Consider the following 16,989-nt stretch of genomic DNA (forward strand, 5'->3'; position numbering starts at 1 on the left):
GAGTGCGGGAGACCGACCCGCGCTGTGAGAGGTTCCTGATGCCCGACGACGCCCCCGCCCTGGATCTGCTGGCCCTGCTGCCGGAGCAGTGGCGTGCCGTGCTCACCCCGCACCTCGACCCGGCCCGCACGGCCGCGCTGGGCGAGTTCGTCGCCCGGGAGTACGCGACGCAGACCGTCTTCCCCCCGTTGGAGGACCTGTTCTCGGCCTACCGGCTCTGCCCGCCGCAGGGCACCCGGGTGCTGATCCTCGGGCAGGATCCCTACCACCGGGCCGGGCAGGCGCACGGGTTGAGCTTCAGCGTTCGCGACGGTGTGACGGTGCCGCCGTCGTTGCGCAACGTCTTCAAGGAGTTGGGCGAGGACGTGGGCGTGCCCAAGCCGCGCAGCGGCAACCTCAACGGTTGGGCCGCCCAGGGTGTGCTGCTGCTCAACGCGGTGCTGACCGTCCGGCAGGCCACCCCTGGCTCGCACGCCAACGCCGGCTGGGAAGAGTTCACCGACGCGACAATCCGGGCACTGGACGCGGCACCGGAGCGGGTGGTCTTCCTGCTCTGGGGTGGCTACGCCCGTAAGAAGGCCGCGCTGGTCACCAATCCGCAGCACGTGGTGCTGGAGGCGGGCCACCCCAGCCCGATGAACCCGCGCGGCTTCCTCGGCAGCCGCCCGTTCAGTGCCGCCAACAAGGCACTCGCCGACGCCGGCCTGCCCACCATCGACTGGGAGCGCACCGCCGGCTGAGCTGGCGCTCGGCTGGGTTGGCGCTCGGCTGGGTTGGCGCTCGGCCGGCGTCGCTGGAGGCCGGCCGAGTTGGCGGGCCGCCGGGTCCGGCGGCAGTTGGGTCAGCCGTCGCTGGCCAGCTGCCGGTCCCGGTAGCGGCGCAACAACTCGGCGGCGCGCGGCTCGCTCAGCTCCAGCTCGACGAGCGGCACCACCTGGTAACTCCGCCCGCCGTGGCGCACCTCGATGGTCTCGGGTAGCTCGTCGCACATCGTGGCCCTGATCTCGCCGTACCGGGTCGACCACCGGTGTTCGCCCGGCTCCTCGGGCTCCAACCAGACTCCGCCGAATTCACCCCAGCGGGCGTTCCACCGCTGGCCGTAGTTCGTCTCCAGCCAGCGGGTGAACGGTTTGGCGTCCTGCCAGCGCAGGGCGATCTCCAGCGCGTCGACCGGCACCGGCGCGCCCTGCAACAGCGCTGCGGCGCACCCGGTGATCACCTGCGGGAAGTCGGTGAGCCGATCCAGCAGCTCATCCAGGCCAAGCGCGTCGATCCGCTCCGCGATCGGCCGGGCAGCCAGGTCGTCCATCCGGGCGTCGAGGTGCGCGTCCAACGGCTCAACCCCAACGACCAACTGCATGTCCATAGCGGCAAGCAACCGCTCCAGCACCGGGATGGTCGGCGCTCGCTCACCGCGTTCGAACCGGGCCACCGCTGCCTGGTCGACACCGGCCAGCGCGGCTAGCTGACGCTGGTTCAGGTCGCGCAGGTGTCGTTGCTGTCGTACGGCAGCACCGAGAAGGGTGACGAGGCGAGTCGATGACATACCGGCATGGTGGACCAGGGTCGAGGGGCCCGCGATCCCTCTGCGGCAGATTGGCGACTTGCCGGCGGATGGCGGGCCTTGCGTCAATGAGCGTGATGTCTGTGAGTCATCACGATGACCCACAGACATCACGCTCATTGGGGGATGTGGTTCCAGGCTCGTCCGGGCTAGGTGGCGGTCCGGGCCGCGCGGAGGGGCTATGGCGGCGGTCGAGGGCGTGCGGAGGGGCTTGGCGGCGGTCCCGGGCGTGCGGAGGGGCGAGGGCCGTGGGCGGTGGCGGGGCGGGGCGTGACCGGGGCGCGAGGGCGGGGCGGCTAGGCTGGCTTACCGTGCTCGTACTCGTGGTGGACAGCTCGACCCCCGCGGTCACCGCGGCGCTGGTGGAGGTCTCGGCAGACGGTGTGGCGTCTCGGGCGCACCGGTGCACGGTCGACGCCCGCGCGCACGGTGAGCTGCTCGCGCCCCAGGTGGACGCCGTCCTCGCCGACGCCGACGCGCGCCCGCGTGACCTGACCGCCATCGTCGCCGGGCTCGGCCCGGGGCCGTTCACCGGGCTACGGGTCGGCCTGGTCACCGCCGCGACAATGGGTCAGGTGCTCGGCATCCCCACGTACGGCGTCTGTTCGTTGGACGCCATCGGCTACCCGGCGGCGTCCGGCGAGCCGGTCCTGGCCGGCAGCGACGCCCGGCGCAAGGAGCTCTACTGGGCCGTCTACGACGGCGCCGGCCAGCGAATCCTCGGGCCTGAGGTGTCCGCGCCGGCGGTCGCCGCCGCGCGCGCCCGCGAACTGGGCGCGACGATCGCGGTCGGTGACGGGGCGCACCGGTACGCCGAGGTCCTGGACCTGCCCGTTCGGGTCGAGCCGCGCTACCCGGACGCGACAGTGCTGGCGTTGCTCGCCGCCGAGCGGATCCGGGCAGGCGCGCCCGGTGAGCGGCTCACCCCGCTCTACCTGCGCCGCCCCGACGCGGTCGCGGCGACTGGCCGCAAACCGGTCCTGCCATGACGGCGGTACGACTCGAACCGTTCCGCTGGTGGCACATCGGCGACGTGCTGCCGATCGAGGCGGACCTCTTCGGCGCTGAGCAGTGGTCGCCCGCCATGTTCTGGAGCGAGCTCGCGAACGGGCACCACTACCGGGTCGCCGTCGACCCGGACGGTTCGGTGCTCGGCTACGCCGGGCTCGCCGGCGCACCGCCGGACGAGGTCTGGGTGCAGAACATCGCCGTCCGCCGGGACGCCCAACGGCGCGGCGTGGGCCGCGCCCTGCTGGAGGAGTTGCTCGCCGAGGCGGTCCGGCGCGAGGCCCGCAGCACCCTGCTGGAGGTCGCCGTCGACAACGCCGCAGCCCAGCGGCTCTACGCGACGTACGGCTTCGAGCCGATCGGGGTGCGGCGCGGCTACTACCAACCAAGCAACACCGACGCGCTGGTCATGCGGCGCGACGCCGAGCCGACCGGGGACGGACCACGCGACCATGGCTGACGAACCACTGATCCTGGGTATCGAAACCTCCTGCGACGAGACCGGCGTCGGCATCGTGCGGGGGCACACCCTGCTGGCCGACGCGCTCGCCTCCAGCGTCGAGGAGCACGCCCGGTTCGGGGGTGTGGTGCCGGAGGTGGCCAGCCGGGCACATCTGGAGGCCATCGTGCCGACCATGGACCGGGCACTGACCGAGGCCGGCGTCACGCTGGCCGACATCGACGCGATCGCGGTCACCTCCGGGCCTGGGCTGGCCGGCGCCCTGCTGGTCGGCGTCGCCGCCGCCAAGGGGTACGCGGTCGCCGCCGAGAAACCCGTCTACGGTGTCAACCACCTCGCCGCCCACGTCGCGGTGGACACCCTTGAGCACGGCCCGCTGCCCGAACCCGCCATCGCGCTCCTGGTGTCCGGCGGCCACTCGTCCCTCCTGCTCGTCGACGACCTGGCCCGGGGCGTCACCCCGCTGGGCGCCACCATCGACGACGCGGCCGGGGAGGCGTTCGACAAGGTCGCCCGGCTGCTCGGGTTGCCGTTCCCGGGTGGCCCGCCCATCGACCGGGAGGCCCGGGCCGGCGACGCCGCAGCGATCGCCTTCCCCCGCGGCCTGACCGCCGCGAAGGATCTCGCCGCCCACCGGTACGACTTCTCGTTCTCCGGCCTGAAGACGGCGGTCGCCCGGTGGGTCGAGGCCCGTCAGCGTGCCGGCGAGCCGGTGCCGGTGGCCGACGTGGCCGCGTCCTTCCAGGAGGCGGTCTGTGACGTCCTGACCAGCAAGGCGCTCGCCGCCTGCCGCGCCCAGGGCATTGAGACCCTGGTCATCGGCGGGGGAGTGGCGGCGAACTCGCGACTGCGGGCGATGGCCGAGCAGCGGGCCGAGAAGTACGGCATCCAGGTCCGGGTCCCCCGGCCGAAGCTCTGCACCGACAACGGCGCGATGGTGGCCGCGCTCGGTTCGCACCTGGTCGCCGCCGGGGTCGCGCCGAGCCGACTGGATCTGCCAGCCGATTCGGCACTGCCGCTGACCACGGTCAGCGTGTGACGGGAGCGGCGGACATGATCGTGCGGATGTGGGAGGCGCGCGCCGAGGCGTACGGCGTCGCCGACCTGATCACCTGGGTGTGCGACACCGCCCTGCCCGAGTTGGAGCACGACCCGCTCCACGTCTCCAGCGAGGTCTTCTCCTCCACCGACCACCGTGTCGTGGTCATCTCCAAGTGGCGCAGCAACCCCCGCCCGCTGCCAGACCCGCCAGCCCTGCTGGTGGCCCGCGCCCCGCACTCCTGGGACTTCACCCAGGTCGACCGCTGACGCGAGCCACCAACCACTGCCACCGCTGACCGTCAGCTGCGGCGCAACATCCGGTACGTGGCGATTCCGCCCGTGCCCAGTGCGGCGAGGAAGACCAGCCAGACGACGGTGCTGCTGACCCCGACCTGCGGGCCGGTGTTGGCGGAGGCGGCGGCCAGCAGCCCGTCCTCACCCGGGGCGGGCAGCGCGGCCGGCGGCAGTTCCGGCCAGCGGACCAGGCCGGTGCTCTCCAGCATCTGCATGTGGTGCTGGACGAATCCGTTGGCGTCCTCGCAGAGCTTGCGGACGGTGGCGTCCCGGGTGCTGGCCCGTACCGCCCCGATCACCGGGAAGATCTTGCCGTGGGCGACCCGGAGCCGGGTGACGAAGATCTGGTCGAACCGGGCACCGGAGGCCTTCTGCATCTCCGCCAGCCAGCCCTTCTGCTCGGCCGTCGGCTCGGAGGGGATGGTCGCGCCGAGTTTGTTGGCCGCTTCCACGACGAGTTCGTCGAGCTTCTGGTGCTCGTTCGCGATGCCGGCGCCGATCTCCCGGACCTTGGCCGACTGCCCCTTCTCGGCGGCCATCTGGCCGGCTGGCATCTCCCACAGCCCGGCCAGCCGCACCCCGTTGAGCAGTGTCATGTCGGCGGCGTTGAGCTGCTGGCCGCCGGCGGGCGCGGCGACGGCCACGCCGGGCAGGACACCGACCCCCGCGATGATCGCGATGAGCAGCAAAGCCGCTCGGTTGGTCCGGGTGCCCAGTCGGCGATGGGCTGATCTGAGCGGTGCCATGTCTGTGGTGCCTCCTCGGTCCGGACCGGAACGCGTCTGGACCGGCAGCCGTACCGTGCCGGTTGCCCGTCCGCCCACTGGTACGGACTGATCGTGCGATCAGTTCATCGCACGGCGACCCGGATCAGCGGGTGACGGCGAGCAGGCCGCCGAGCAGCAGCAGGGTGAGCGCCGCGGCGGCGAAGACCATCAGCAACTCCTGACGCCCGCGCCCGACCGGGCCGGCGTCGACGATCGGGTCCGGCAGGGCCGGTAGGTCGCGGGTCAGCGCGGCCAGGTCACCGAGGGTGCGGGCCGTCCACACCGCACCGGCCCGCTCGGAGAACTCGTCCAGGGTCAGCCGGCCCGCCGCAGTGTGCTGGTGCAGCGCGGCGACCACCCGGTTGCGGTCGTCGTCGGAGGCGCGCAGCTCGACATCCACGCCGGACAGCGTACGCGGATCAGCCCACGTCGAGGGGGTCGGCGAGGAGCCGTTCGAAGGCCAACTCGGCGGCGCCGATCAGGGGCGCGTCCGCCCCCAGTTGCGGTGTGCGCAGCCGGACGTGCTCCAGGCAGGCACCGAGTGCGTTGGAGTTGAGTCGACTACGGATCTGGGCAGCCGCCGCGAGGTAGAGGTCACGCATGGTCCCACCGAAGATGACCATCTCGGGGTTGAAGACGTTGACCAGGTTGGCCACCCCGAAGCCGAGCCAGTCGCCGGCCTGGCGGACCGCCGTCTGGGCCCGGGCGTCTCCCCGGTCGGCCGCGTCGAAGACCTCCAGCAGCGCGTCGCGGCCCCGGGCCTCGGAGCGTCCGGCGGCGCGCAGGAGGCCGTGCTCACCGATCTCGGTCTCCCAGCAGCCCCGGGCGCCACACTCGCAGGGCCGGCCGTCACGGACCACTTTCATGTGGCCGACCTCGCCGCCGTACCCACCGTGCCCGGTCAGTCGACGCCCACCGGCGATGATGCCGGCACCCACGCCGACGTCGCCGTACAGGTAGAGGACGTTGTCGCAACCCGCCGCCACACCTCGTGCGTGCTCGGCGAACGCGGCGACGTCGGCCACGTTGCCCACTGTGATCGGCACGTCGATGCCCAACTCGTCGGCGAGGGTGGCGCCGATCGGTTCGTCCACCCAACCGGTGGCGGGGCCGAGTCGGACCAGGCCGTCGTCGCGGCGGACCATGCCGCAGACCGCGACGCCGGCACCGACGCAGATCGCGTCCGCCGGCACCATCTGCTGCATCTCCTTGACCGCGCCGGCCAGCAGCGGCGCGGCCTCCGCGGCCAGCAGGCCGCGCGGCCGGTCCAGATCCCGCCGGTCCAGGACCGCGCCACCCAGCCCGACCCGGGCCGCGCGCAGCCGGTCCACCTCCACCGAGTACGCGTACGCGTACACCCGAGCCGACTCGGGCCGGACGACAAGTGACGGTCGACCGGCCCGGCCGGTTTCCTTTGGCGCGCCCTCGCTGACCAGTCCCACTGCGGACAGGTCGGCGGTGAGCGCGCCGATGGTGCTGCGGTTGAGGCCCAGCGTTGTGGTCAGTTCGGCGCGCGTGGTCGCCCCGTGGACGTGCACGTGCCGCAGCAGGGCCCCGAGGTTCTGCCGTCGGACGTCATCCTGGCTCGGTCCTGGGCGCATGCTGGTGCTACCTCCCGCGCGGTCAGCGGGTGCCGGTGGCTGCCGCGCGGCGGCGGGAGAGCGCGTCGACGCTGGCGGCGAGGAGGAGGACGACGCCGGTGACCACGTACTTGACTCCTGCGCTGTACCCCATCAGGCCCATTCCGTTTTCGATGACCGCGACGACCGCGCCGCCGAGCACTGCGTCGAGGACCCGGCCCTTGCCGCCGAAGAGGCTGGTGCCGCCGATCACCGCCGCGCCGACCGCGTAGAGCAGTACGTTACTGCCCCCCGTGTTCGGGTCGACCGAGTTGGCCCGGCTGGCCGCCACGATGCCGCCGACGGCCGCCATGGACGAGCAGATCATGAAGACCGAGATCCGGATCCGGTCGACTCCGATGCCGGCCCGGCGGGCCGCTTCCCGGTTGCCGCCCACGGCGTAGATGTGCCGGCCGTAGCTGGTGCGTTGGAGCACGAAGGTCCAGATGACCAGCAGCACCGCGATGATCGGCACCACGATCGGCACGCCCTTGAGCGAGACGATGAGGACGTTGCGGCTGCGCTCCAGGTTGAGCACGTACACCGCCGTGCCGAGGATGACGGCGAGCCCGCCGATCCGCAGCGCCACCACCGCGATCGGGTCGGTGATCAGACCACGGGCCGCCCGGTTGCGGTGGCGTAGCAGTTGCACCGCCGCGTAGCCGACGACGGCGACGGCGGTCAGCGCCCAGCCCAGCGCGGGGGCGAGGTTGCGGTTGGCGATGGCGACCAGCACCTCGTCGCGGACGGAGATGTTGGTGCCCTCCTGCACGAGCAGCAACACGACGCCCTGGAAGGCGAGGAAGCCGGCGAGAGTGACCACGAAGGACGGAATGCCGATCTTCGCGACCAGCATCCCGAGCGTGGTGCCGATGATGACACCGGTGGCGACCGCAGCGAGGACAGCGACCCACCAGGGGTAGCCGAGTACGGTGACCACGTTGGCCAGTACCGCCGCGCAGACACCGCTGGCGAAGCCGGCGGAGAGGTCGATCTCGCCGAGCAGCAGCACGAAGACCAGGCCCATCGCGATCAGCGTGACCGCCGCGCCCTGGGTGAAGAGGTTCGCGAAGTTGCCTGCCGACAGGAACGACGTCGGCCGCATGACGGCGAAGACGGTGCAGAGCACGATCAGGCCGAGCACGGCCGGTAGCGCGCCGACGTCGCCACCGCGTACCCGGCTCACGTAGTTGCGGACGTGGCTCCCGACGGTCGGCGGCGGTGTGACGGCCGCGGGGCCGTCCTTCCGCACGGCGGTGGTGGTCATCGGACGCCTCCTGGAATCGAGTCGGCCGGCTGCGGGCCGTCGCCGTTGCTGCCCGGGTCGGTGGCGAGACCGAGCCCGCCCGAGCGCCCTGCGGTGATCAGCTCAACCACTTGGGCGTGAGTGATGTCGGTGGTCTTCACCTGGGCGACCATCTGGCCGAGGTACAGCGCGGCGATCCGGTCGGAGACGGCGAAGACGTCGTTCATGTTGTGCGAGATGAGCACCACTGCCAGGCCGTTGTCGGCGAGGCGACGGACGAGTTCGAGGACCTGGGCGGTCTGTGCCACGCCCAGGGCGGCGGTCGGCTCGTCCAGGATGACGAGCTTGCTGTTCCAGAGCACCGCCTTGGCGATGGCCACGGTCTGGCGCTGACCGCCGGAGAGGCTGGAGACGTGCTGGCGAAGCGAGGTGACGGTGCGGATGGAGAGCCCCGCCAGGGTCTCGGCGGCGAGCTGTTCCATTGTCGGCTCGTCCAGGACGATGCCGCTGTGCTTCTCCCGGCCGAGGAACATGTTCTGCACGATGTCCAGGTTGTCGCAGAGCGCGAGGTCCTGGTAGACGACCTCGATGCCGAGCGTGGCGGCGTCGCGGGGACTGCCGATGTGCACCTGTTCGCCGTTGAACAGGACCTCACCGGCGTCGGTGGGGTAGATGCCGCTGATGCACTTCACCAGGGTCGACTTGCCGGCGCCGTTGTCGCCGACCAGTGCGGTCACTTCGCCCGGGTGGACGCTCAGGGCGACGTCGCGGAGCACCTGGACGGGACCGAAGCTCTTGTCGATCCCGCGGAGTTCCAGCAGGGGGGTCGCGGACACGGGGTCTCCTTCTTAAGGGAGGGTCGGGGCCCGTCCGGCGGGCGCCGCCCGGCACGGGAGGGTGCTCCCGTGCCGGGCGGCGGTGGTCGTTCCGGCGGGTACTGCGGCGTCGGTCAGCTGATGCCGGCTTCGGCGCAGAACTTGGCGTACGCCCCGGTGCAGACCTGCTCCTTGGTCGCGTAGCCGTCGGCGATGACGTCCTTGACGTTGTCCTTGTAGATGGCCTTCGGGGTGAGCAGCACCGAGGGGACGTCGCGGTCACCGTCCTTCACGGACTGGCCGGTGTCCTTCTTCTCGCCCTTGGCCAGCGCGATGGCCAGGTCCGCGGCGGCCTTGGCCTCTTCCCGGACTGCCTTGTAGACGGTCATGCACTGGTCACCGGCGAGGATGTTCTGCAGGCCCTCCACGCTGGCGTCCTGGCCGGTCACCGGCACCTTGCCGTTGATCTTGTTCTTCTTCAGGATCGAGATGGCGGCGTTGCCGAGAGTGTCGTTGGCGGCCAGCACACCGTCGATCTTGCCCTTGGTCGCGGTGAGCTGCTGCTCGAAGATGGTCGCGGCGGTGGGGCCGTCCCAGCCCGGCACGGCGTCGTCCGGGCCCTTGGTGTACTCCTTGGAGTCGAACTTCGGCTTGAGTACCGAGTCGTAGCCGGCCTTGAACAGGGTGGCGTTGTTGTCGGTGGGGGAGCCGTTCAGGTACGCCACGACGGGGTTCTTGGCGCCCTTCTCAGTCAGGCACTTCGCCAGGCCCTCGCCCTGGAGCTTGCCGACGGTCTCATTGTCGAAGCTGACGTAGTACTGGGCGGAGCCGCCGAGGGTGAGCCGGTCGTAGTCGATGGTGGCGATGCCCTGCGACTTGGCCTTGTCGAGCACGGCCTTGCCGGTGCCGGAGTCCAGGTTGACGATCATGAGGGCGGTGACGCCGCCGGTGATCATCTGGTCGGCGATGGTCTGGAAGGCGGCCTTGTCGTTCTGGGCGTTCTGAATGTCGGACTGGACGCCGGCGGCCTTGAACGCCTCCTCCAGGAAGCGGCGATCCGCCGTCTCCCAGCGGGGGGAGGACTTGCTGTCCGGAAGGATCACGCCGATCTTGGGAGTCTTCTTGGAGTCGGCCGAGCCGGTGCCGGCGTCGTCGCCGCAGGCGGTCAAGCCGCCGGTCGTGAGCAGGCCCACGGCGGCGATGGTGAGGAGCCCCTTACGCATGTGCAGGGTCCTTTCGGAGGTGGGGGAGGTGTTGTTTTGTTGTGTCCGGCAACGTATTTCGCGTCACACCGGCTCCACAAGACCGCGCAGGTGCCTAGTTTGTTGGGAGCGATAACAATTCAGCAACGCGACTGTTACTCCCCGGGCATCCCACGAGGGAGTCGACGTAACGACTGCCGTCAGTGGGTCTGCAACGCCGCCGTGCGGGCGTCGGTCAGCGCCACCAGATCCGCCGCGGCCAGTTCGAGTTGTAGACCGCGCCGACCGGCCGAGACATAGATCGTCGGCAGATCCAGCGCGGACTCGTCGAGCACGGTGGGCAACCGCCGACGCTGCCCGAGTGGGCTGATCCCACCGCGTACGTAGCCGGTCGCCCGCTCGGCGACCGCCCGCTCGGCCAGCGCGGCACGCTTGCCGCCGACCGCCGCCGCGAGCGCCTTGAGATCCAGCTCGCCGGTCACCGGAACGACCGCCACGGTGAGCGCACCGTCGACCTCGGTCACCAGCGACTTGAACACGCGCTCCGGCGCCACGCCGAGCGCCACCGCCACCAGCGCGCCGTAGTTGGGGGCGTCCGGCGACACCCGGTACGGATGGGTGCGATGTGCGATCCCCCGCTTGACCAACAGTGCCGTTGCCGGTGTGCCCTGTCCTGCCACAGCGACGACGTTAGTGGGCCGGCCGCCCGATCAGCACCGTCGGTGCGCCGTCGACCCGGGTGAGCACCAGACTCGCCGCCTCGTCCCCGGCCAGCCGCAGGTCCCGCCGGAGCTGCTCCGGAGTGAGCGCCGAACCCCGCTTGAGGATCTCCACCCGGCCCACGCCGCGCTCGCGCAGCAGCGTCCGCAGGCGCTTGAGCGAGAACGGCAGCACGTCGGTGATCTCCAGACAGCGCGCGTACGGGGTGCGGGTCGGCTGGTCGGCGTAGAGGTAGGCGATGCTCGGATCGCCCAGGGTGGCGTCCAGTTCGGTGGACAGTTCGGCGACGAGGTGCGCGCGGACCACCGCCGGGTCCGGGTCGTACAGGTAGCGGCGCACCGGCCCGACCGGCGCCTCGGCGGCACCCGACCCGGTGAGCTGGTGACGGTGGGCCTCGGCGCCCCGCTGTCGGTAGAGGGTGGCGCGGCGGGGCGCCTCCGCCAGCTCGCCGCACCAGAGCGCCGCCTCGACCAGGTCGCCGTCCACGCCGACCCACTCCGCCTCCGCGCCGGCCGGGATGAGCGCGTGGTCCAGGCCCGGCGCCACCTTCACCACGGTGCGCGGCACCCGTTCGGCCAGCCCGGTGACAAAGTCCCACGGTGGCGAGTAGGCGCGCGGATCGAAGATCCGTCGTCCGGTGCCGGTCGCCCGGCGGGCCGGATCGCAGAAGACCCCGTCGACCCGGGACACGTCGAACCCGGTGGCGTCGCCGCACTCGACGGTGAACAGCTCGGCCAGGCCTGCCGCCGTGGCGTTGGCGGCGGCCATCGCGGCGGTCACCGGGTCGGCCTCCACCCCGTACACCCGGATGCCGGCACGGGCGGCGGCCAGCGCGTCGGCACCCAGCCCGCACCCGAGGTCGGCCAGGGTGCGCACGCCGGCCGCGTACAACCGGGCGGCCCGACGGTCGGCAACCACCCGGCGGGTGGCCTGCTCCAGGCCGGGCCGGGTGAGGAACATCCCAGCGGCGGCCGAGCCGAACTTGCCGACCGCCCGGTGGCGCAGCTCGGCCTGGGTGAGTGCCGCCGCGGCCAGCGTCGGCGGCACCCCGGCCGCGCGCAGCGCCGAGGCCGCGGCCAGCGGGTCACCGCCGGCCAGCCCGGCCGCCGCCGTGAGCGCGGCCGACCCCTCGGGGGTACGCAGCGCCGCCAGCTGATCGAGATCCACCCGGCCATTGTCCCGGCCGAGCCGAAAATCCTGCCTGGCGGGGCGACGCGCTGGCACTCTCCTTGACGGAGTGCTAGCCACGGAATAACCTGCGATTAGCACTCTCACCCTGAGGGTGCCAGCTTCCGGGTCTCGCGACCCGGGTGCGCACGCCAGGCGGACCGGCACCCGCGACGACGGCACCGCCCGGTGGCATGAGGCAGATTGACGCTGGTCAGCCCCGCTGGCCAGCAACGAAACCAGTACCCCAGGAGGGTATGCCCGTGACTACCGCGACCAAGGTTGCGATCAAGCCGCTCGAGGACCGCATCGTGGTCCAGGCGAACGAGGCTGAGACCACCACGGCGTCGGGCATCGTGATCCCCGACACCGCCAAGGAGAAGCCGCAGGAGGGCACCGTCCTCGCTGTGGGCCCGGGGCGCGTCGACGACAACGGCAACCGGGTTCCGGTTGACGTGCAGGTCGGCGACACCGTCCTCTACTCGAAGTACGGCGGCACCGAGGTCAAGTACGCCGGCGAGGAGTACCTGGTGCTCTCCGCCCGCGACGTCCTCGCGGTCATCGAGAAGTAAGCAACCGATCAGTTCCATTGCCCCGGTCCGGCTCGCCGGGCCGGGGCAATGGCGCTTCGAAGGGACATTAATGGCGAAGATCCTGAGCTTCTCGGACGACGCCCGGCACCTGCTGGAGCACGGTGTCAACGCCCTCGCGGACGCGGTCAAGGTCACCCTCGGCCCGCGCGGGCGCAACGTCGTCCTGGACAAGAAATTCGGTGCGCCGACGATCACCAACGATGGTGTGACCATCGCCAAGGAGATCGAGCTCACCAACCCGTACGAGAACCTTGGCGCGCAGCTGGTCAAGGAGGTGGCGACCAAGACCAACGACGTCGCCGGCGACGGGACCACCACCGCGACCGTGCTGGCCCAGGCCATGGTCCGCGAGGGTCTGCGCAACGTGACCGCCGGGACCAACCCGGCCGGCCTCAAGCGGGGCATCGACGCGGCGGCCGTCAAGGTCTCCGAGGCGCTGCTCGGCCGTGCCGCCGAGGTCACCAGCAAGGAGTCGATCGCGAACGTGGCGACGATCTCCGCGCAGGACTCCACGATCGGCGACCTGATCGCCGAGGCGATGGAGCGCGTCGGTCGCGACGGTGTCATCACCGTCGAGGAAGGCTCGATGCTCACCACCGAACTGGACGTGACCGAGGGTCTCCAGTTCGACAAGGGCTTCATCTCGCCGAACTTCGTCACCGACCTGGAGGGTCAGGAGTCCGTCCTTGAGGACGCGTACATCCTGGTCACCACCCAGAAGATCTCGGCGATCGAGGAGCTGCTGCCGCTGCTGGAGAAGGTCCTGCAGAACAGCAAGCCCCTGCTGATCATCGCCGAGGACGTGGACGGCCAGGCGCTCTCCACCCTGGTGGTCAACTCGCTGCGCAAGACCCTCAAGGTCTGCGCGGTCAAGGCCCCGGGCTTCGGTGACCGGCGCAAGGCGATGCTCCAGGACATCGCGATCTCCACGGGCGCCGAGCTGGTCGCCCCGGAGCTGGGTTACAAGCTCGACCAGGTCGGCCTGGAGGTGCTCGGCACCGCCCGGCGCGTCGTGGTCGACAAGGAGAACACCACGATCGTCGACGGCGGTGGCCAGAAGGCCGACGTCGCCGACCGGGTGTCCCAGATCCGCAAGGAGATCGAGGCCTCCGACTCCGAGTGGGACCGGGAGAAGCTGGCCGAGCGGCTGGCGAAGCTCTCCGGTGGCATCGCCGTCATCAAGGCCGGCGCGGCGACCGAGGTCGAGATGAAGGAGCGCAAGCACCGCATCGAGGACGCCATCGCGGCGACCAAGGCTGCGGTCGAGGAGGGCACTGTGCCCGGCGGCGGCGCCGCCCTGGTGCAGATCCTCTCGGTGCTCGACGACGACCTGGGCTTCACCGGTGACGAGAAGGTCGGTGTCTCGGTCGTGCGCAAGGCGCTCGTCGAGCCGCTGCGCTGGATCGCCCAGAACGCCGGTCACGACGGCTACGTCGTGACCCAGAAGGTCGCCGACCTCACCTGGGGCAACGGCCTCGACGCCGCCAAGGGCGAGTACGTCGACCTGGTCAAGTCCGGCATCATCGACCCGGTGAAGGTGACCCGCAACGCGGTCACCAACGCCGCCTCGATCGCCGGTCTGCTGCTCACCACGGAGAGCCTCGTGGTCGAGAAGCCGGAGCAGGCCGAACCGGCCGCCGCCGGTGGGCACGGCCACGGTCACGGCCACCAGCACGGCCCGGGCTTCTGATCCGGTAGCGACACCCGTTCCGGGGCGCACCGCCGTACGGCGGTGCGCCCCGGCTCGTTTCTGCCGTCGGACAGGTCATTACCGAACGCTGACGTTGTTGGCGACCCGGCGAGATGATCGCGCACACTGGGCCGATGAGCACCACGTCACGGCGGTACGCCGCGCTGGCCGGAATCACCGCCGCCGCCGTCGCGATCGGGATCGCCGAACCGGTCGCGGTGCTGACCGGCCCCCGGTCGGCGCCCCTGGTCGCGGTCGGCGGGGTCATCGTCGACGCCGTCCCCGAGTCACTCAAGCAACTCGCCATCGACTTCTTCGGCACCGCCGACAAGATTGCGCTCCTGGTCGGCACGGCCGTGTTGCTGGGCGGCTTCGCCGCGCTGCTCGGCGTACTGGCGGTTCGTCGGCTGGCCCTCGGCCTGGCCGGCATTGGCGCGTTCGGCGCCATCGGCGTGGCCGCCGCGTTGACCCGCTCCGGGGCGAACCTCGCCGACGCACTGCCGTCCCTGGTCGGCGCCGGTCTCGGCGGCCTGGTGCTCTGGCTGTTCATCGCCGGACCGTTCGAGATGAACCCCTGGTCCTGGTCACCACCCACGCCGTCCGCTGGCCCGGTGTCGCCCGCCCGGCCGGCCTCCGGGCCTCCCTTCGGGTCTCCCGCCGGGCCGGCGCCGGTGTCTCCGGCTGGGCCGGCCTCTGGGCCTCCCGCTGGGCCGACCTCCGGGTCTCCCGCTGAGCCGGCGCCCGTGTCGCCCGCCGGGCCGACCTCCGGGTCTCCCGCTGGGCCGGCGCCGGTGTCTTCCGCCGGGCCGACGCCGGCGGTCGAGCCGGTCGGGCCCGCCGACGTGGACCCGGAATCGCGGCGGCGGTTCCTCACCGGAAGTGGGGTACTGCTCGGCACGGCCGTGGTGGCCGGTCTCGGCGGGCGCTGGCTGGCGGGTCGGCGCGGCGTGTCCGCAGCCCGGGACGCGATCCGCCTGCCCGCGCCGGTCGCTCCCGCACCGGCAGTGCCGGCCGGCGCGAACCTCTCGCTGGCCCAACTAGCGCCGTACGTCACCCCGAACTTCGGCTTCTACCGGATCGACACCGCGCTGGTGGTGCCCCAGGTCGACCCGGACACCTGGCAGCTGCGGATCCACGGGCGGGTCGGTAAGGAGCGCACCTACAGCTACGCGGATCTGCTGGCCCGACCGTTGGTCGAGCGGTACGTCACCCTGGCCTGCGTCTCCAACGAGGTGGGTGGGGACCTGATCGGCAACGCCCGCTGGCTCGGCGTACCCCTTCGGGAACTGCTCGACGAGGTCGAACCCGACGACGATGCCGACCAGGTCGTAGGTCGGTCGGTCGACGGCTGGACCTGCGGTACCCCCACCGCCGCACTGCGCGACGGGCGGGACGCACTCTTGGCCGTCGGGATGAACGGCGAGCCGCTGCCGGTCGAGCACGGCTTCCCGGTCCGGATGGTGGTTCCCGGCCTCTACGGCTACGTGTCGGCCTGCAAATGGGTGACCGAACTGGAGTTGACCCGGTTCGCTGACTTCGACGCGTACTGGGTGCCGCGCGGATGGTCCCGTCAAGGGCCGATCAAGACCCAGTCGCGGATTGACACCCCCCGGAGACGCAACCGGCTGACCGCCGGGCCGGTGACCGTCGCCGGGGTCGCCTGGGCGCAGCACCGAGGCATCCGCCGAGTCGAGGTACGTGTCGACGACGGCCAGTGGCAGGAGGCCACACTGGCCCCCACCGTGTCCGTGGACACCTGGGTGCAGTGGTCCTGGCGCTGGGACGCCACGCCGGGCGATCACCGGCTTCAGGTCCGAGCGACGGATGCGACCGGTGAAACCCAAACCGAGCGTACGCAGGACGTCGTCCCGGACGGCGCCACCGGCTGGCATACCGTCACCGTCACCGTCCGCTGACCCCGGCACAGCGTCGCGCCCCGGGGCCGTCGGTGGCTGTGCTCGCGACCTGCTGTGTGGGTCGGTGGTCTCTGTCCGACCTGGTCGTGCGGGTTGGTGGTCTGGTCCACGAGCTGGTCGTGTGGGTCAGTGGTTTGTGTCCCGACCCGGTTGTGCGGGTCGGTGGGGTCTGGTCCCCGACCTGGTCGTGTGGGTCGGTGGTCTGTGTCCTGACCTGCTGTGTGGGTCGGTTCTGTGTCCCGACATGCTCGGTGGCCTGTGTCCCGACCCGTTCGTGCGGGAGCGGTTTTCTGTAGGCGACCTGGCCTGCGGGTCCGTGGGCGACGTGCCGTGCGGGTCCGCTGGCTGCGTCCCTGACCTGGCCCGCAGGTTTCCGCGACTGTCCTTCGGGTCGACCGGCGATCTTCGGACGCGGCATCTAGATCTTGGACATTTTCCGTTCGCTCAGGACGGAAAGTGTCCAAGATCTACAAACGAAGCCCGCTTGGTGACGCCGTCCGCCTCCGCCCAGGGGTCCCTGCCGCGCGAGATCCCCCATCGCGGCCGGCGGTCGCCGGTCCGCGTCGCCGTTTGGCGGTCGGTGGTCGCCGTTTGGTGGTCGGTGGTCGGTGGTCGGTGGTCGGCGGTCCGCCTCGGCGGTTGGCGGTCCGGGTCGGCGGTCAGTGGTCGGCGGTTGGCGGACGGCGGTTGGCGGTTGGCGGTCGCCTATCCGCGTCGGCGTTCGGCGTCGGGCACCAGGTGGTCGCTCGGCGTCTCGGGGTGGGCGGGGTCTCGGGGGTGGGCGTCTCGGGGGGTGGCGTCTGGTGGTCGGTTTGGTGGGGTTTGGTGGTTGGACGTAGCGGAAAGGCCGCTGGCCGGCACCCCGGGTTGCGGGTGCCGGCCAGCGG

17 protein-coding genes are annotated in these 16,989 nt (G+C 71.4%); 8 read left to right on the forward strand and 9 right to left on the reverse strand.

The genetic code is table 11. From position 1 onward, the window contains the following. Positions 1–38 precede the first annotated feature (38 nt). On the forward strand, positions 39–740 hold the full coding sequence (ung, locus tag V6U86_RS04960) for a uracil-DNA glycosylase (protein ID WP_334498880.1): 702 nt from the start codon (positions 39–41) through the stop codon (positions 738–740). 101 nt (positions 741–841) lie between these two features. On the opposite strand, the gene V6U86_RS04965 is transcribed toward ung, so the two are convergent. After that, positions 842–1,546 (reverse strand): helix-turn-helix domain-containing protein, encoded by a 705-nt coding sequence (locus V6U86_RS04965; RefSeq protein WP_334498882.1) that lies wholly within the window; start codon positions 1,544–1,546, stop codon positions 842–844. Between the two features lie 329 nt (positions 1,547–1,875). Here V6U86_RS04965 and tsaB point away from each other — a divergent pair, with 329 nt between their 5' ends. From tsaB to V6U86_RS04985, 4 genes are read left to right on the forward strand one after another with little or no spacing between them, the layout of a single operon-like run. Next, positions 1,876–2,553 (forward strand): tRNA (adenosine(37)-N6)-threonylcarbamoyltransferase complex dimerization subunit type 1 TsaB, encoded by a 678-nt coding sequence (gene tsaB, locus V6U86_RS04970; protein WP_334498884.1) that lies wholly within the window; start codon positions 1,876–1,878, stop codon positions 2,551–2,553. Then, complete coding sequence (rimI, locus tag V6U86_RS04975; protein ID WP_334498885.1) at positions 2,550–3,032, forward strand: ribosomal protein S18-alanine N-acetyltransferase; 483 nt, start codon at positions 2,550–2,552, stop codon at positions 3,030–3,032. Before tsaB ends, rimI begins: the two co-directional genes overlap by 4 nt. Continuing rightward, entirely contained in the window at positions 3,025–4,071 is a 1,047-nt protein-coding gene (gene tsaD / locus V6U86_RS04980; protein WP_334498886.1) for a tRNA (adenosine(37)-N6)-threonylcarbamoyltransferase complex transferase subunit TsaD, read from the forward strand. The genes rimI and tsaD overlap by 8 nt, the downstream gene beginning before the upstream one ends. A 14-nt stretch (positions 4,072–4,085) precedes the next feature. Continuing rightward, a complete protein-coding gene (locus V6U86_RS04985) occupies positions 4,086–4,340 on the forward strand; it encodes a hypothetical protein (protein ID WP_053660576.1) in 255 nt (84 codons plus the stop codon). 32 nt (positions 4,341–4,372) lie between these two features. Here V6U86_RS04985 and V6U86_RS04990 read toward each other — a convergent pair whose 3' ends face one another. From V6U86_RS04990 to V6U86_RS05025, 8 genes are all read right to left on the reverse strand, one after another. Next, positions 4,373–5,113: a DUF4142 domain-containing protein gene (locus tag V6U86_RS04990; RefSeq protein WP_334498888.1), complete on the reverse strand. Its 741-nt coding sequence runs from the start codon at positions 5,111–5,113 to the stop codon at positions 4,373–4,375. A gap of 124 nt (positions 5,114–5,237) precedes the next feature. Next, positions 5,238–5,534, reverse strand: a complete 297-nt coding sequence (locus tag V6U86_RS04995; RefSeq protein ID WP_124776155.1) for a DUF1707 SHOCT-like domain-containing protein — start codon at positions 5,532–5,534, stop codon at positions 5,238–5,240. 19 nt (positions 5,535–5,553) lie between these two features. After that, entirely contained in the window at positions 5,554–6,735 is a 1,182-nt protein-coding gene (locus V6U86_RS05000) for an ROK family protein (RefSeq protein ID WP_334498895.1), read from the reverse strand. Positions 6,736–6,757: 22 nt separating this feature from the next. Next, positions 6,758–8,020 carry a sugar ABC transporter permease gene (locus tag V6U86_RS05005; protein WP_334498897.1) on the reverse strand — a complete coding sequence of 421 codons (1,263 nt, stop codon included), beginning with the start codon at positions 8,018–8,020 and terminating at the stop codon, positions 6,758–6,760. Beyond that, on the reverse strand, positions 8,017–8,835 hold the full coding sequence (locus tag V6U86_RS05010; RefSeq protein WP_334498899.1) for an ATP-binding cassette domain-containing protein: 819 nt from the start codon (positions 8,833–8,835) through the stop codon (positions 8,017–8,019). Before V6U86_RS05010 ends, V6U86_RS05005 begins: the two co-directional genes overlap by 4 nt. A 113-nt stretch (positions 8,836–8,948) precedes the next feature. Further along, on the reverse strand, positions 8,949–10,037 hold the full coding sequence (locus V6U86_RS05015; RefSeq protein WP_334498901.1) for a sugar ABC transporter substrate-binding protein: 1,089 nt from the start codon (positions 10,035–10,037) through the stop codon (positions 8,949–8,951). Between the two features lie 179 nt (positions 10,038–10,216). After that, complete coding sequence (gene ybaK / locus V6U86_RS05020) at positions 10,217–10,696, reverse strand: Cys-tRNA(Pro) deacylase (RefSeq protein ID WP_334498903.1); 480 nt, start codon at positions 10,694–10,696, stop codon at positions 10,217–10,219. A gap of 10 nt (positions 10,697–10,706) precedes the next feature. Further along, the gene (locus V6U86_RS05025; protein WP_334498905.1) at positions 10,707–11,903 is read right to left on the reverse strand and encodes a THUMP-like domain-containing protein; all 1,197 of its coding nucleotides are present in this window, start codon (positions 11,901–11,903) and stop codon (positions 10,707–10,709) included. A 257-nt stretch (positions 11,904–12,160) separates the two neighbouring features. Between V6U86_RS05025 and groES the strand changes: the two genes are divergently transcribed. The 3 genes from groES (at position 12,161) to V6U86_RS05040 (ending at position 16,102) form a co-directional block, all read left to right on the forward strand. After that, positions 12,161–12,475 (forward strand): co-chaperone GroES, encoded by a 315-nt coding sequence (groES, locus tag V6U86_RS05030; RefSeq protein WP_030330046.1) that lies wholly within the window; start codon positions 12,161–12,163, stop codon positions 12,473–12,475. 70 nt (positions 12,476–12,545) lie between these two features. After that, on the forward strand, positions 12,546–14,186 hold the full coding sequence (gene groL, locus V6U86_RS05035; protein ID WP_334498912.1) for a chaperonin GroEL: 1,641 nt from the start codon (positions 12,546–12,548) through the stop codon (positions 14,184–14,186). A gap of 134 nt (positions 14,187–14,320) precedes the next feature. Beyond that, a complete protein-coding gene (locus tag V6U86_RS05040) occupies positions 14,321–16,102 on the forward strand; it encodes a molybdopterin-dependent oxidoreductase (protein ID WP_334498914.1) in 1,782 nt (593 codons plus the stop codon). Positions 16,103–16,989: the final 887 nt, after the last annotated feature.

The sequence above is a fragment of the Micromonospora sp. CPCC 205558 genome, from assembly GCF_036902955.1.
Classification (GTDB): domain Bacteria; phylum Actinomycetota; class Actinomycetes; order Mycobacteriales; family Micromonosporaceae; genus Micromonospora.